At 41.0% G+C, this 14918-nt stretch carries 18 protein-coding genes; 4 read left to right on the top strand and 14 right to left on the bottom strand.

Going from position 1 to position 14918, the window contains the following annotated elements:
• Positions 1–6 precede the first annotated feature (6 nt).
• From J4N40_RS18285 to J4N40_RS18275, 3 genes are read right to left on the bottom strand one after another with little or no spacing between them, the layout of a single operon-like run.
• Positions 7–309 (bottom strand): hypothetical protein, encoded by a 303-nt coding sequence (locus J4N40_RS18285; protein WP_169628968.1) that lies wholly within the window; start codon positions 307–309, stop codon positions 7–9.
• Between the two features lie 2 nt (positions 310–311).
• The gene (locus J4N40_RS18280) at positions 312–572 is read right to left on the bottom strand and encodes a hypothetical protein (RefSeq protein WP_025627686.1); all 261 of its coding nucleotides are present in this window, start codon (positions 570–572) and stop codon (positions 312–314) included.
• Entirely contained in the window at positions 569–760 is a 192-nt protein-coding gene (locus J4N40_RS18275) for a hypothetical protein (protein ID WP_005455288.1), read from the bottom strand. The genes J4N40_RS18280 and J4N40_RS18275 overlap by 4 nt, the downstream gene beginning before the upstream one ends.
• Before the next feature lie 147 nt (positions 761–907).
• On the opposite strand from J4N40_RS18275, the gene J4N40_RS18270 reads away from it, so the two are divergent.
• The gene (locus J4N40_RS18270; RefSeq protein WP_005390085.1) at positions 908–1171 is read left to right on the top strand and encodes a helix-turn-helix domain-containing protein; all 264 of its coding nucleotides are present in this window, start codon (positions 908–910) and stop codon (positions 1169–1171) included.
• 621 nt (positions 1172–1792) lie between these two features.
• On the opposite strand, the gene J4N40_RS18265 is transcribed toward J4N40_RS18270, so the two are convergent.
• Complete coding sequence (locus J4N40_RS18265) at positions 1793–1993, bottom strand: hypothetical protein (protein ID WP_250654639.1); 201 nt, start codon at positions 1991–1993, stop codon at positions 1793–1795.
• Positions 1994–2074: 81 nt separating this feature from the next.
• Here J4N40_RS18265 and J4N40_RS18260 point away from each other — a divergent pair, with 81 nt between their 5' ends.
• Both J4N40_RS18260 and J4N40_RS18255 read left to right on the top strand, forming a co-directional pair.
• Entirely contained in the window at positions 2075–2914 is an 840-nt protein-coding gene (locus J4N40_RS18260; RefSeq protein WP_005376262.1) for a LysR family transcriptional regulator, read from the top strand.
• A gap of 296 nt (positions 2915–3210) precedes the next feature.
• Entirely contained in the window at positions 3211–3423 is a 213-nt protein-coding gene (locus tag J4N40_RS18255; RefSeq protein WP_005376260.1) for a hypothetical protein, read from the top strand.
• Between the two features lie 90 nt (positions 3424–3513).
• On the opposite strand, the gene J4N40_RS18250 is transcribed toward J4N40_RS18255, so the two are convergent.
• The 10 genes from J4N40_RS18250 to J4N40_RS18205 all read right to left on the bottom strand — a co-directional run bounded on the left by J4N40_RS18250 (position 3514) and on the right by J4N40_RS18205 (position 13363).
• Positions 3514–3903, bottom strand: a complete 390-nt coding sequence (locus tag J4N40_RS18250) for a universal stress protein (protein ID WP_005376258.1) — start codon at positions 3901–3903, stop codon at positions 3514–3516.
• Between the two features lie 872 nt (positions 3904–4775).
• On the bottom strand, positions 4776–4937 hold the full coding sequence (locus J4N40_RS18245; protein ID WP_005376257.1) for a YoaH family protein: 162 nt from the start codon (positions 4935–4937) through the stop codon (positions 4776–4778).
• 41 nt (positions 4938–4978) lie between these two features.
• Positions 4979–6100 (bottom strand): conjugal transfer protein TraF, encoded by a 1122-nt coding sequence (locus J4N40_RS18240; protein ID WP_170890095.1) that lies wholly within the window; start codon positions 6098–6100, stop codon positions 4979–4981.
• A gap of 60 nt (positions 6101–6160) precedes the next feature.
• The gene (locus J4N40_RS18235; protein ID WP_054700914.1) at positions 6161–7042 is read right to left on the bottom strand and encodes a DUF2861 family protein; all 882 of its coding nucleotides are present in this window, start codon (positions 7040–7042) and stop codon (positions 6161–6163) included.
• Positions 7043–7048: 6 nt separating this feature from the next.
• Positions 7049–7711 (bottom strand): response regulator transcription factor VxrB, encoded by a 663-nt coding sequence (vxrB, locus tag J4N40_RS18230; RefSeq protein WP_005376251.1) that lies wholly within the window; start codon positions 7709–7711, stop codon positions 7049–7051.
• On the bottom strand, positions 7686–9140 hold the full coding sequence (gene vxrA, locus J4N40_RS18225; RefSeq protein ID WP_025767766.1) for a sensor histidine kinase VxrA: 1455 nt from the start codon (positions 9138–9140) through the stop codon (positions 7686–7688). Before vxrA ends, vxrB begins: the two co-directional genes overlap by 26 nt.
• Before the next feature lie 155 nt (positions 9141–9295).
• Positions 9296–10672 (bottom strand): Re/Si-specific NAD(P)(+) transhydrogenase subunit beta, encoded by a 1377-nt coding sequence (gene pntB, locus J4N40_RS18220; protein ID WP_005376248.1) that lies wholly within the window; start codon positions 10670–10672, stop codon positions 9296–9298.
• 8 nt (positions 10673–10680) lie between these two features.
• Positions 10681–12237, bottom strand: a complete 1557-nt coding sequence (locus J4N40_RS18215; protein WP_136976384.1) for a Re/Si-specific NAD(P)(+) transhydrogenase subunit alpha — start codon at positions 12235–12237, stop codon at positions 10681–10683.
• A gap of 434 nt (positions 12238–12671) precedes the next feature.
• A complete protein-coding gene (locus J4N40_RS18210) occupies positions 12672–12953 on the bottom strand; it encodes an HlyU family transcriptional regulator (RefSeq protein ID WP_170896981.1) in 282 nt (93 codons plus the stop codon).
• A gap of 41 nt (positions 12954–12994) precedes the next feature.
• Positions 12995–13363, bottom strand: a complete 369-nt coding sequence (locus tag J4N40_RS18205; RefSeq protein ID WP_005376241.1) for a late competence development ComFB family protein — start codon at positions 13361–13363, stop codon at positions 12995–12997.
• A 253-nt stretch (positions 13364–13616) separates the two neighbouring features.
• Between J4N40_RS18205 and J4N40_RS18200 the strand changes: the two genes are divergently transcribed.
• A complete protein-coding gene (locus J4N40_RS18200; protein WP_025998618.1) occupies positions 13617–14855 on the top strand; it encodes a GGDEF domain-containing protein in 1239 nt (412 codons plus the stop codon).
• Positions 14856–14918 lie beyond the last annotated feature (63 nt).

The raw sequence follows: 14918 nt of genomic DNA, 5'->3' as shown, positions 1-14918 counted from the left end.
CCCCGATTAAAGGGAAGAATCCGCGCCCACTTGGGGCGCTTCATCTTGCTTGCGGATTTTAAATTCGATTAATTTGCTAGCCAGTTTTTCCGAGCGCAATGCCATCATGGATTTTTCATCAAACGTCAGAAGCCCACTTCTGTGATGAATCCAGCGCCCAATCAATATATCTACCGCATCCTCACGCTCACGATTGTCACTTGCCAATCTCATTGCAAAATTGACCAACCCAACATAGCTGCCTTGCTTCATCAGATTTTCCACATAAAGCATGGCGTCTCTAAAATCTCGGTTACTTGAAATCTTCATGATTACGCCCCCTCAACTTGAGCCAGTGACTCACCGTTATTTTGCGCGCCAAGCGTCGCCATACGTTGAGCCGTGGTGGTAATGTCAGTTAAGGTGTTGTTTTGTGCTTTGATACAAGCGACAAGCGTCATCCCTTGGTAAAGCCAAAGCGAGGCTTCAACGGTTTCAAGTTCGAAACTGTCGAAGTAGATATGAGTTCCATTGTCTTGTGATGCAACAAGTTGGCGCTGATTGCGGCGCGATTTCCAGATACTAAGATTCATGCTACAACCCCCTGACGAAAACGTGTAGGAATGTACGTCTGTTTCTTCTTAGGGAATTGCTCGGCGAACTTCTCGCGTAATTCTGCGATTTTACGCAGTGATTTAGCCGTTTTAATTGGGTCTGGATTTGCACACCCTGCCATATCAGGGCAAGGTAAGTGAATTGGGTTTGAGATTATACGTTCCATGTTCATAGCCTCCGCAAGCTGTCTCTTTTTTGAACATGGCAACCGTAAACGAATTATTTTAAACGTACAAACGAGTTAAACTACTGAAATAGCACGTAAGATGCTCTACAATTTAACAATCTTGTTTCTTTTTTAAACAGTTACTAAATGAACTACACAAACATACTTTTAGACAGAGTAAAAGCTAAGTACGAACTGGGCTCAGACTACAAACTAGCTCAGAAACTTGGCGTTGGTCGTAGTCGCGTAGCCCATTGGCGCGCAGGTAGCTGTTCTATGGATTGGGAAATAGCCTTTAAAATCGCTGACTTACTGGAACTAGATGATCAAAATTTGGTGTTCGGTTTGATAGATGACAAGTACAATAACCCCCGTTTAATCAATGCCTTACAAGCAGGCGCCCCTGTCTAACCTATATTAACCCTTTCACATATAATGCGAACTTAAGGGTTAGAAGATTAGCATTGGTGAAGTCAGTTTAGTTACACCGTATTTGGCTTTTGCTTCCTTGCAAGCTTCATCAGCTGTCTTGTATGGGCCATGAACTTCGATTCCACCACAGCGACCACTTGAACTGTATCTTTGGTTACGTCCGACACCATGCACGTTGGTTTTGCATCTTGCTCATTCAATATGAGTCAACATGGATACGCGTTTGCTTAACCCTAACGTGTAAGTACTAGATTATCTTTATAGGAACAAGGAATCTAACAGATGTAAACTCTCTACTTTTCAATCTATACCTAGATCTTTCTTCATATGTTCACTCAACTCGTTAGTGGTTCTTACATTAATCTTATGTTTGCAATGATGGATTCTCAACTCTTCACCAAATAATTTTACTAGTGATTTGGTATACAAAGTACTAATATTATTTATTATTCTATACAATGTATCTTTCTGATAAACAGATCTTTTCGAATTTTGTACTGCAGTCTTCATATTTAAATATCCTCACACTTTTAACTTTATAATTTAAAGAATCAATTTCAACTTTTATTATTACTTTTTCCGATATGGAATGAGTCATTATCAATGATGCACAATCAACATTAAATCACCCGAATCCAACTTAGTAAGTTCACGAGACAAATTTTTTATTTTTAAATCTTTATTTTCTATATTTAATCCGGTTGAGTTAATTCCTTCAGGATATCGGTTTAACTTAATATCCAATATGGTTTTATTAAGATAGTAGTCTGCCATTATTTCATGACGGCTTTTAAATATCATTGTCCCCCTCCGATGATGCAAGTTATACTTTCCCACCAGTTAAAAGACAACGTGACTCAGAGTTGCAAAAAGGTAACAATCATGGAATTGATGAACAATGAGCTGATCTGCTTTGCAGCCATTTGTAAACGCCTCTCTCTTACAGATGCATCAAAAGAACTTGGAAAGTCTAAAGCTCAAGTCAGCAGGCAGCTAGCAGCATTAGAAAAACAACTTGGCGTAACACTCGTCCACAGAACAACAAGGAAACTCGTTTTAACTGATCATGGCGAAAGCATTAGAGAGCTTGCTATCAAGACGTTAGAGAGTTTGCACGAGTTAAATTACAGAGCTAGCTCGTTGAGTGAATGCATTGATGGAAAGTTTAAAATCACAATGCCCAACTCTATAGCCTCTTCTATTTTTGGTTCTGTTCTTAAAGACTTAAAAGAACGATATCCAAAAGTTGATTTTGAAATATCGTCAAGTAACAATGTAGAAAATTTATTAGAAAGCAATGTAGATTTAGCGATTAGGCTTAATAATGTTATTGATGACACTCTTATTGCACATAAACTTGGTGATTATAGTGATGTTTTGATATCTAGGGTAAGTAATGCCAACCACAAAACACTATTAATCTACAAACATCATTCGAATAAGGAATCAATTAAAAGTCAATATACTGATGTTATCGAAGTTGATAACACCTCTATTTTAATAAACTTTGTTTCTGAGGGAGTTGGGGTTGGTGTCATTCCAAACTATCTTGTTAAAAGTAACTATATAGACAAAAACATCCGAATATCGCAAACTTTTGATATAGAACGTTCCATGTATATGGCCTACCCTTATCAAAACCCTTTGCCAAGAAAGCTAGCCGAGATATCTACTTTTATTAGGTCTGAGTTATCACAAGTATTGAAGAGTGAGTCATTTTAGGGCGGTTGTTCAGATTTAGAATTTTGCGTTGTCTACTCAACTAGGCCTAACGCTAATCTTTGTAACATATTGTTTCGGCGGTATTTATTAACACCCCCATCTTTATGCTTGCTATCACAATGTGAGGTGCTCTGCCGTCTTGTTATCAAGGTTTTGCGTGGAATAAATCACGTGGGGTAAACGATAGATTGACTTACATTAAAATTTTCATCAAAAGCAACTTTATATAAAATTGATTTCATACCAATCTATGTGTATCTTCTACCCATATCCCCACAATAACCAAGGAGAATGCCATGGATAAGCTACTCGCGTCTGCATTAGAAATTAAGCAGCGAACTATGGTGACTGGCTTTTTTGCTAGAAATGGATTCAAAATCGCTATGACCGATTTTGATGATGTCACTTTTGAGCGAGAAGGCGTGCAAGTTAACGTACATTTTGATCTGCAGTCAAACGCGGAGTCTGCATCTGTTTTATCTCATGAGGCATCAATCATTCCTGGCTAAAAACTTTTATTATCACCGATACACCAAGCCGAACATAAAAGTTCGGCTTTTTAGTGACAAAAAATGATGAGTGCGAACAAGAGTTGTCGATCACTCGTCTAAATAGACGATTAATAAATCAGCTTCAACTTCGTTCACAACCTTTGGTATCGATGAAAAAAAGCGACTCAATAAGTTGTGATGATGACCACAGACAACTAAATCTATCCCCTCTTTTTTGACGATTCCCGATAGTTTTATATGAAGATCGCCGATTACTACCATGGTCTCGTTTACTGGGCATAAGCATTTATCAGCGAGCTCTTGCAGCCTTCTTTCCAATTCTTGCTCTTCCTTCGCTTCCATGACTATACGATCAACATCTACGTAAACAAATGAGAGTTTGCTGCTTGAGTTATCCGCTTGCATTATTGCTTTTTCGATAACGGCTTGGCTAGATTTAGATAAGTCGACAGCAACCAAAACGTGCTTGTAACCCATCATTCCTCCCTTGGTTAGTTTTTGTTCTCATATTAAGTCTAGTCCACATAGAGCGAACACAACATCAAAACTACTGCTACATGATAGTTAAAGGAGTTTAGTGTAAAACAGGCAAATAGTTTTCATTACAACCTTGTTGCTTCCTCTCATCCAAAGATCAACGATGTTTTTCCAATTTCTTCTCTAATTATCGGACTATTTAACAGGAAGGACGTCAGGAAACGTTACGTTGTAATAGGCGTTACTGCTCTTGATTTCTACTACTCTTGAGGTTTCATATTACCCACTTCAACGTCGCCTAGTTTAGTAAAACTACTTTAGGTTAAGCGTGTTCAATATGTAACGCTCCGCTCAAATCCAGGAGACGTATTTCGGCTAAAAAAGCAGCTCAATAAGATGAATTTCGATTCATCTATTACATATGTCTGCGAGTGCTTACTGTTCTTATATCGCTTATTTAATAACTCTAGTTTAATTATCGTTATAAGTTACGGTGTCTCTTTTTTCTTTTTTTAGCATAATCTTCTGTCTGAGAGCGAAGCTCTCTTGGGCTTTGTAATTAAATTACAAGATCAATCGCGACCAATATGGTTGGCAGATTAAAAGACCGAGGTAAACAATTGATATTATTGAGTTTAATTTGTTAGTTCTTTAAAAATGCCTAATTACCTGTGCTACGAAAACTAAGGTTAACACGATTAGGTAAAATTTTACTAACTCGCTATTTAGTCTTAAAGGCAATTGAACAAGATTAAAATCATATAGGTATAATAAATTTTAGTTACAGCGTAACCAGGGTGGTGTTTGGGAGTGTAAAGGAATAGAAAATAGAAAGGCAAAAAAACAGGGCGTATGCCCTGTCCATGAATTGATTAGTTTTGTTGCTGTTGTTTTTCTGCGTACTCAGAACGAATCCGTTCGGCAACAATTTTGATAGCTTCTGCAGTGCTTGTGCCCTTCGCCATCAATTCTTGAATTCTCTCTACAGCTTGTTGTTGCTCTTGGTGAGATAGAGGGGGTAAATCGTCAAACATAAAAAGCTCCTCATTTTGAGGAGCTGACTATAACGATTCGATTAATAGGTAGCAAGGAAATTAATGGATGCACCCATAGCGTTCTCGTTTGTGTACTGAGCTGCGATATCCAATTCGAACAACTTAAGTGGAGACAACCCGATACCAGCAGTAATGGTTCCTTCGTCATTACTTCGAGCTAAGTTCTTCATATACCCTGCTCGTAATGCCATTTGACGCAAAATATCAAATTCAATACCGGCTCGAATCATTTGCGTATTATCATCAAAGGATGAAAAACGTTTTTCTTCGTTAAGATCGTAGTCAACACTCATCGTAAAGTAATCGGCAACAATCCCTGCCCCAACGGTGTATACAGGACGCATGCTATATTCGTATGATTTTATCGTATCGCTGCCATATTGGAATGATTTTGTTTTAACGTCTCTTCCGATCAAATTTTTCGCTGAAATACCGAGACGATATGGGCCAAAGAACCAAAGTGCGCCGGCGTCTAAGTTAAACATCGTTTCCGCGGTCTCATTTTCACGTAAGTCTTTAGTATCAAAATTCTGAAAACTCGTGGCGTATGAGTATGTGTATATACGCTGAAGTTTAGGAGTAACACCAAAAGAAAGGTGTTGGTTCATGAAATTAGTGTATTTAGCAAGTGAAATACCTGCTTCAGCCACGCCAATAGAAACACCTTGTACATAGCTATCATCTAATGGATTAGTACCTGAGGTATCAACATTTGGTTGTACGAATGATTCAGTGTATAGCTTACCGTATGCAGTTGCAGATAAGAATTTGTTGGGAATACCAATGGCAACGACACCACCAAGATCAAAGTCTGTCTTTTTCCCATCGATAGCATCCATCGATTTTTTGATTTCATCGACGTCTGTCAATTTGCTGATGCGTTCGATCTCATCAACTAGATCATATTGATCATCGTAGCTGCCACCAAAACTTGGCACGATCATGCCTGCATCGTCATTTCGACGATAAATCGCAGTAAGAGCGGGGTTGAAAAAAGGCGCAGTTAGATAAGTTGCTGATACGGTACCAACGCCACCCATTGCATCACTACGAGCCTCTATCGCATAAGTAGCAGCAGAGGCAGCATTAGCGAAAAGAATAGTAGCAATAGAAGTGGCAAGAATTTTATATTTGTTTTTCATACTACACTTGTGATTTTAGTTCGTCCTGAACCTTTATCGGCACAAGTAGTATTTCTTTAACTATTCTTCCTGGGAAAGATCATAGGTTCGGCTAATAGTTTGAGCCTGCTCAACAATTATATCGCCCTGCCAACGGCGACTATTGATACTTACCGCCAATACGTATCTATCGTTTGGGACACCCGCTAGCTCCAATGAATTTGGATAGTTAGACTCATAAGTCTTTTTCCACATTTGCTCGTACTGACCATCAATGTAGTCATACAAACCAACTTCAAGTTGCGGTAATGGACAATGGGGATTACGAAGTGCGCTCTTTTCTACTTTCCAATTCTCTTTAGATGTCCAACGAACATATTGAGAAGAGTTTGAATCTCCAAGTATTACCCAAGTTCGATACTCTTGTTTATCAGTAGAAACAACGGTTAAGTGATATAAACCAGCTTCAAGCTTGCCTGTTAAGTTATAGCGTTTCGAGTAACTACGCTCGTTGGCAAGTTCTGTCCCGTTCGGCTGTTGTTCATAGCTGAATGAACTGTCCGCGGATATAGAATCATCCACCCATCGATTAAATGAAATATTTTCGATGTCAGTTGTAGCTCTTAGCTTGATCACCAATCTAAATGTATCTCGCCCAGGGCTTTGAATAGTCTGACGAATAACGTTCACACCACTTATCCAATCAGGCAGCGTTACACCAGTGAGAGCCTTGCCACAGTTTTTAGATAGTGACTGACCAAGAAGATCATTAAGGTGAGGAGTCAAATCTTTACTTGGTTCCGTTTGCCAGAGTTCAACAAGAGAGTTGAACATACCCGTAAGATCATCTTCAAGTAAGTGTTGATGTGCCTGTGTTAAAGGCGTGTTAGTTTGAAACCAGTCCATCGCATGGACTGGTTTCACTAACGCTAATGAGACAACTACAGGGAGTAGTATTTTCATTACGACTTATGCTTTCATCTTGTAGCCAACACCACGAAGTGTTTCAATTTCCAGTCCTGGCAGTTTTTGACGAAGCTGTAATACATGTGTATCAACCGTACGTGTTGTCGGGAAGTGATTGTAACCCCAAACGTGGTCAAGTAGCTCATCACGAGTAAACACGCGACCTAAGTTTGACGCCAAAAATAGCAGCAAATCAAACTCTGTTCGAGTAAGCGTAATTAGCTCGTCTTTATAAGTCACTTCACGAGTCGAGCGGTCAATCTCTAAGTCTTTTGTAATCACTTTATCAGCGTTGCTTTGTTCTGCTGAATCCGGTGCTCGTAGCTGTGCACGGATTCTCGCAAAAAGCTCCGCTTCAGCAAAAGGCTTTGTTAAGTAGTCGTTCGCGCCGGAATCAAGGCCTGCAACTTTATCTTTTACGGTAACAAGTGCCGTTAACAAGATAACTGGTACGTCTTTAATCTGTTTCCATTCTGGGAGACATTGTACAGAGTCACCATCTGGGAGTTGGCGATCGAGAATTACCAAGTCAGCTTTTTTCCATTGTGGCTCTACGTCTGCAATACGCTCCACATGTAAACACTCATATCCTGCTTGTTCCAGGCTTACTAACAGGCCGTCAGCCAAGTTTTTATCGTCCTCAACGAGAAGCAGTGTCTGTTTCACAAGGTATCTCCAATATAAAAGTTGTAGGTGGTCCCATTAAGGACATTTTTCCGCCCATGCGGCCTACCATAGATTCAACGATTGTTAATCCAAGTCCTAACCCGCTCTTACTTACGAACGGTTTCTTCAAATTTGCCCAATCTTTAGCCGTTAGGCCTCCTGCATCTCGGACTTGGAATACTATTTTTTCTTCACTAGTTGAGACATCCAATTCAACCGGTGCGACACCGTACTTAAGCGCATTACGAAGCAAGTTATCGATACAAGTTCCTAACCAGTACACATTAACTTTAGCAGCCACATCTTCATTGATGTTAAAAAGCACGGCACTATCAAATTCTTCTTCGATCTTAAATTCTAACCAATCTGCAACGGATGGTACCCAGTCTGTTGCAAGCATTTGGTTATCAGATTGCAAATAATCTTTACTCGCTTCTGCCAATTGACGCAGGCGGCGTGTATCTTCACACAATCTGCGGAATTCGTCATACACACTTTCAGGCAAATGCTCGAACTCTCGACGAAAGCCCTCAACCGTTAGTGATAGAGATGCAATCGGTGTTCTGAGCTCATGCGTTAAAATTTGCAACACGAGCATTCTACTACGTAGTTCTTCTCGCTTGCTATTCCAACGGTACACCGCCCAACCAATCACCAAAAGAATATTGGCGATTACCAGTATGATCATACTGATCCGCAAAACTTGCGAGTGATCTTCTACATCCCAACAAATATTGCCTCGTTTAACAAAGCAACTTTTGCTTTGAGAGGCTAGAGCGTATGACAGACCCGCATTCGCTACGTTCTCTTGCCAGATATCTTTCTCGAAAACAAAGTAACGGTCACCACGTCTTAGCCAAAGTTCGTTACCTTCAATAAACATGCTCGCGCCTGCAATCAAAGCATTAATGGCGTCGTCATCCATGTTTTTCAAGCTTTCTAGCAACTCATCCCCTTCCTCGTTATCACGCTCTTTTATATGCATGTACTGAGATAGTTTGGGTTTGAGTTCTGGATACTTATCCACATAACGTGCCGCGTACGTCCCACCACCAGGGTGAATGAGACCACTACGCGAGAACCAACGAGGTGTCAGCTGCGTCCCTTTGCAAATCGCTCTTGTAAATACCAAAGGCTCAGTAATTAAAGGACTTAATGGTAATTTGCCACGACAAGTATTCGCCAAGCTGTAAAGCTGTTGGATATCTTTTAACGGATAGTCAGACGTTTGCGGCAGAAGCGAATCTGGCGCAAGTAACTTGGTAGGATAATTTGATTGCAGAATACGAATATCGTACGACTTAAGAGCTACTTCATAGTTAAATAGCTCTGTAAACGTATCTATTCTTTCTGGTAGTGAATCGGAAAATGCAGGTGCCGAAAAAAGCGGCAATACAGTTGCAAAACCGAGCAAAAACTTTTTAATCAAACTGTTACCGTCACTTGTTACATTAGCCAAAACTATACATCAATCTACAAGCAATTGACATCTGCTAACAGAAGGATTTGCATTACTATAACATTGAAACGGAACAAAAAAGGGCCAGCGATTGCTGACCCTGTATAGTTTTAAATCAAGAATGGTTAAAGTGCTTTAAAAATAGACTCAACACTTTCTTTCGCATCACCAAATAGCATTGATGTATTTTCTTTGAAGAACAGTGGGTTCTGTACTCCTGCGTAACCAGTATTCATTGAGCGCTTGAATACCACTACGTTTTTCGCGTTCCATACCTCCAATACGGGCATACCAGCGATTGGGCTGTTCGGATCTTCCAGTGCGGCTGGGTTGACCGTATCGTTAGCACCGATAACCAATACGGTATCGGTTTCTGCAAAGTCATCATTGATTTCATCCATTTCAAGAACGATATCATACGGTACTTTTGCTTCAGCGAGTAACACATTCATATGCCCCGGTAGACGACCCGCTACTGGGTGAATCCCAAAGCGAACTTCAATACCTTGTGAACGAAGTACATCAGTAATTTCATGAACAGGGTATTGTGCCTGAGCTACTGCCATGCCATATCCTGGAGTGATGATTACTGATTTTGAGTTCTTCAACATCTCTGCAACTTCTTCAGCCGTTGTTTCACGATATTCGCCCTGCTCTTCGTCACCTGAAATCACTATCTCTTGACCAAAACCACCGGCAATAACACTAATAAACGAACGGTTCATTGCTTTACACATGATGTAAGAAAGAATCGCACCTGATGAACCTACCAAAGCACCTGTTACAATCAATAGATCATTTGCGAGCATGAAACCTGCTGCCGCTGCTGCCCAACCTGAGTATGAGTTCAACATAGAGACAACAACTGGCATATCAGCACCACCGATTGAAGCGACTAAATGGTAGCCGAATGCGAACGCGATCAAAGTCATCACAATAAGAGCGAACATGCTGCCATCTGCTTTTACGAAGTAGATCATAAGAAGCGTAGAAATAACAACCGCTGCGAGGTTCATTTTGTGCTTATGAGGCAGGTTAAGTGGCGACGAAGAAATCACACCACGCAGCTTACCAAATGCGACAATTGAACCGGTGAAAGTTACGGCACCGATGAACACACCCAAGAATACTTCTACAAGGTGGATAACATGCTCAGCATGTGTTGCTGCTTCTGGCGCATCTAGGTAACTGTTGTAGCCAACTAAAACCGCAGCTAAACCTACAAAGCTGTGTAGAATCGCAACCAGTTCTGGCATCTCGGTCATTTCTACTTTCTTCGCATAGAAAATACCGATCGCACCACCTATCGCCATCGCGATAATGATCCAACCAAAACCTTGCGCATCTGGACTAAAGATCGTCGCTATTAGCGCGATCGTCATACCAGCGATACCGTAGTAGTTACCATTACGAGCAGACTCTTGCTTTGAAAGCCCCGCCAAACTCATGATGAAAAATAATGCAGCAACAATGTAAGCTGCTTGTACTAATCCTGCAGACATTGTGACTCCTATTTATCTTTTCGGAACATTTCAAGCATACGCTTGGTAACGGTGAAACCACCGAAGATATTGATACTCGCGATCAATACGGCAATAAAAGATAGGAATGAAACGACGCCATTACCTTGTCCAATTTGCAGTAATGCACCAACGACAATAATGCCAGAGATAGCATTCGTTACTGACATTAGTGGAGTATGAAGTGCATGGGTAACATTCCATACTACGTAGTATCCGACAACACACGCTAGAACAAATACAGTAAAGTGAGAAAGAAACGCTGCCGGAGCAACCGATGCAACCCATGCAAAGGCTCCAACAGCCGCTGCCACACCAATAATTTTCTTCGTTGGAGACGTAGGTTCTTCTATTTTAGGCTCTGGCTTTACAGGCTGTTCTTGTTTCACTTGCGGCTGAGCTGAAACCTGAATTGGTGGAGCTGGCCAAGTAACTTCACCTGCTTTCACCACGGTAACGCCTCGGATAACAACATCTTCAAAATCAATATTGATGTTGCCATCTTTCTCTTTACACAGCAGTTTTAGAAGGTTAACAAGGTTTGTCGCGTAAAGCTGAGAAGATTGTGTAGGCAAACGACCAACCATGTCAGTGTAACCAACAATTTTTACCCCGTTATCCGTCATGATAACTTGGTCTTTCACTGTATATTCACAGTTACCGCCATTAGCGGCTGCCAAGTCAACAATTACACTGCCCGCTTTCATGCTGTCGACCATTTCTTTGGTGATCAACTTCGGCGCAGGTTTACCAGGGATGAGCGCGGTCGTAATAATGATATCAACATCTTTAGCTTGCTCTGCGTATAACTCTGCCGCTTTTTTGTTGAAGTCATCAGACATTTCTTTTGCGTAGCCATCCCCAGAGCCTGACTCTTCTTGAAAGTCAACGGTCAGGAACTCAGCGCCCATCGATTCAACTTGCTCTTTTACTTCTGGGCGGACGTCAAACGCACGGACAATGGCACCTAAGCTACCTGCAGCACCGATAGCCGCCAAGCCAGCGACGCCAGCACCCGCAACCAATACTTTCGCTGGAGGTACTTTACCGGCAGCCGTAATTTGACCTGTAAAGAAACGACCAAACTCATGAGCTGCCTCAACCACTGCACGATAACCAGCGATATTAGCCATCGAAGATAGCGCGTCTAAGGCTTGTGCACGTGAGATACGAGGAACGGAATCCATGGCAAGAACGTTAATGTTCTTACTTGAAAGTTGTTCCATCAACTCAGCATTTTGAGCCGGCCAAATAAAGCTAACCAGTGTTGCTCCATCTTGCAGTAACGCAATTTCGTCAATGCCTTGCTCATCATCCACAATTGGCGCATTAACTTTTAAAATAAGGCCAGATGCCCAAACTTCTTCACTAGAAACGATTTTCGCACCAGCTGCTTCATAAGCGGCATCATCGAAACTCGCTAGCACCCCCGCTTGGGATTCAATCGCGACATCGAATCCCAATTTTATTAACTGCTCAACCGACTTCGGCGATGCAGCCACTCGCGATTCACCCGCGAGTATCTCTTTAGGTACACCGATTTGCAAAACGCATACTCCTTGTATACATATCAATAAATTAGTCCCAAAACAGAGCGTCGCTCTACTCTAATTCTTTTTTATTTCTATCTGTTTACCACGCAAGACAATTGCAAACGAAAGATGATGTTTGGGGACACCCATTTGCACAATAACACCTTGACTAACAGCCCTGTTATTATTCTGTTTGTATCGAACGCGTCTCATTACTTCAAGTGTTTTGTAATTTAAATACTAAATTTCATTACATATAACGCTAAGTAATGAATGATTGTCGCTCTGTGCTCGAAAAATAACAACGCAACACCGTACTAGACTGAGGTCTAACCAGGTAACGATTAAATACTGACTTAACAGAGATTTAAGCGTTAAAAAGAAAGAGCCACTAGCATATACACTAATGGCTCTTTTTAAGATGACTGGAATCAAATTGCAGTAAATTGCTAGTCGAAGATTTTATCGCCCATTTGATCAATAAACATTTGAGATTTCTTCAACATAAGGTCATTGGCATCTTGCTCTGAGCCAAGTAAATCGGAGCGAATAAACCGATGTGTTTTCACTTCATCATTGTCATGCTTTTCTATTCGACCAGCGATGCGATATTGTCCGCCCTCTGAAAGGCTCTCTGGGTAAATAAAGAAACCTTTATACTCAACTGGTTCGATAGTTTTAGCTTCAACCGTTTTCTCACTACCACCAAACAAACGCGAAAAAAATCCCACGATTCCTCCTTGGGTCAACTCACTAGTCAACTGAGCGACTCTTACTTGATATTAACGTTAAGGATCGGTTTTTCATACCAATCCAACTCTTTGTCATCATCATAACTAGTATGGGAAAAAATTACAGGCACATCATACTCTCGGTTCTTGCGCCTGTCTTCTTTCACCATTTCTGCGGCGTTTTTCACCGCTATATCCGCGCTTTGCTTAAACTGGCTTAATTTTTGTTCAGGAAGTGAAGACAAAAAATCAATATCATGACGGATATAGACAGGCTTGAGCTGGATAAGCGCAAGGCAAGCAATATCGGCTAACTGTTCGTTGTCATACTGTTCTAAAAATTCGGGCAAACTGAGAACCTGGCCTACTAATGTTTCCATGTAATTGTGCACATCTGAGCTTATCTGCATCTGTAAATCTCCTTTTTCCTATGAAATGAGTATAGCAACGACTTGTTTATAACAACTTATTGATTGCTCTTAATTTAATCAATCTCTCTCTTTTTGCCATAATGTCTTCCAAAATACTTGGGAAAAGGAACAAATAGACGTATTCTTGCTAGTTCTCAAAGTTCGAAATTCAATAACGGATAAATATCCATATTGATAAAACGATTTACCTAACCAATTATATAGTCAACTATTTTCAGGCAGTTTGTAATAGATGTCCTCATCGTCAATGACTTCATCAGGCTTCAGATTCTTATTCCCTTTTTTGCTACTGGGCATAGTGAGTTCGGGCATGGACAGCATTATTCAGATGACTCAGGCAAACTGGGGCATTGCCGCAAACTTGCCGTACATACTATTAGGTTGTGCGCTACTCCTTTGTTATTCATTTAAGCAAGGCAGAGAGTCCATGGTGTGCTTGGCAATGTTGCTAGCCTACTTCGTGATACAGCACCGCCTACAAGTCCCGCTTCAAAGTGGTACCGCTTTACTTGAGCTAACCATTTTAGCCACGTTACTTCCTGTCTCGTTTCTTACGGTATTTTTGTTTAGTAAAGAAGGTTTTGACTCTAGAGCCATGTTGACTTACATCTTGATGTTAGCAATGTTCGTTCTTTGGTCTTATCTAACGCTAGCATATTACGTTGAAGGAGGGTTTGAACAATGGACAAGCGGTATTTTATTTATTGTACCGACCGTCTCTAAACTGCCTTTAATTCTTGTTTTATATTGCGTGGGTATTGTCTGTTTTCTTGGAATCCTTGTTTTAAAGAAGAATGAAATTATCCATGCGATGACCTACTCTGCCATGGTATTGGCGTCTGCGACGTTCATTTTCTTTGATGTGCAGTACATATCAAGCACCATGTTTACGCTAACAGGGCTGCTTATCATTATTTATGCCGCTTCCGCTAGCCATCAACTGGCTTTCACCGATAGCCTAACGCTGATTCCAAGCAGACGTGCACTTGATCTCGATCTAAAACACATGGGTAAGAAGTTCACGATTGCAATGCTTGATGTTGACCATTTTAAAAAGTTTAACGACACCTACGGTCACGATACTGGTGATGACGTTCTAAAAATGGTCGCTTCGCGCCTCACTAAAACCCCAGGCGGCGCAAAAGTTTATCGATTTGGCGGAGAAGAATTTACCATCGTTTTTAAAGGCAAATACGCTGACGAATGTAAGAACTTTTTGGAAGAAGCTCGCAAATCGATTGCAGAATACGAGATGATATTACGCGATGAAGAATCTCGCCCTGAGAACCATAAACAAGGACAAAAACGTCGTGGTAGCAACAGTTCGAAAAGAAAGTCGGTTTTTGTTACCGCAAGTTTCGGAGTTGCTGATAGCCGGAATGGGCAAGCTCCTCTGGACGTTATTAAATCAGCGGACGAAGCACTTTACAAAGCGAAAAAGGCCGGACGTAACTGCATAAAGCTTCGTTAGACCCTCACCAATCGTGAAAGTTAACAAGCTTGTCTGGGTTTAAAACAAAACCGAACTTCCCCA

Source organism: Vibrio sp. SCSIO 43097, assembly GCF_023650755.1.
GTDB classification, from domain to species: domain Bacteria; phylum Pseudomonadota; class Gammaproteobacteria; order Enterobacterales; family Vibrionaceae; genus Vibrio; species Vibrio alginolyticus.
Note: the sequence above shows the minus strand (reverse complement) of the source record. Positions and strands in the feature narration are given on the sequence as shown.

Excerpts from the sequence above, each read along its gene's own strand:
- J4N40_RS18285 (WP_169628968.1), bottom strand. The coding sequence starts at position 309 with ATGAAGATTTCAAGTAACCGAGATTTTAGAGACGCCATGCTTTATGTG.
- J4N40_RS18280 (WP_025627686.1), bottom strand. The coding sequence starts at position 572 with ATGAATCTTAGTATCTGGAAATCGCGCCGCAATCAGCGCCAACTTGTT.
- J4N40_RS18275 (WP_005455288.1), bottom strand. The coding sequence starts at position 760 with ATGGAACGTATAATCTCAAACCCAATTCACTTACCTTGCCCTGATATG.
- J4N40_RS18270 (WP_005390085.1), top strand. The coding sequence starts at position 908 with ATGAACTACACAAACATACTTTTAGACAGAGTAAAAGCTAAGTACGAA.
- J4N40_RS18265 (WP_250654639.1), bottom strand. The coding sequence starts at position 1,993 with ATGATATTTAAAAGCCGTCATGAAATAATGGCAGACTACTATCTTAAT.
- J4N40_RS18260 (WP_005376262.1), top strand. The coding sequence starts at position 2,075 with ATGGAATTGATGAACAATGAGCTGATCTGCTTTGCAGCCATTTGTAAA.
- J4N40_RS18255 (WP_005376260.1), top strand. The coding sequence starts at position 3,211 with ATGGATAAGCTACTCGCGTCTGCATTAGAAATTAAGCAGCGAACTATG.
- J4N40_RS18250 (WP_005376258.1), bottom strand. The coding sequence starts at position 3,903 with ATGGGTTACAAGCACGTTTTGGTTGCTGTCGACTTATCTAAATCTAGC.
- J4N40_RS18245 (WP_005376257.1), bottom strand. The coding sequence starts at position 4,937 with ATGTTTGACGATTTACCCCCTCTATCTCACCAAGAGCAACAACAAGCT.
- J4N40_RS18240 (WP_170890095.1), bottom strand. The coding sequence starts at position 6,100 with ATGAAAAACAAATATAAAATTCTTGCCACTTCTATTGCTACTATTCTT.
- J4N40_RS18235 (WP_054700914.1), bottom strand. The coding sequence starts at position 7,042 with ATGAAAATACTACTCCCTGTAGTTGTCTCATTAGCGTTAGTGAAACCA.
- pntB (WP_005376248.1), bottom strand. The coding sequence starts at position 10,672 with ATGTCTGCAGGATTAGTACAAGCAGCTTACATTGTTGCTGCATTATTT.
- J4N40_RS18205 (WP_005376241.1), bottom strand. The coding sequence starts at position 13,363 with ATGCAGATAAGCTCAGATGTGCACAATTACATGGAAACATTAGTAGGC.
- J4N40_RS18200 (WP_025998618.1), top strand. The coding sequence starts at position 13,617 with ATGTCCTCATCGTCAATGACTTCATCAGGCTTCAGATTCTTATTCCCT.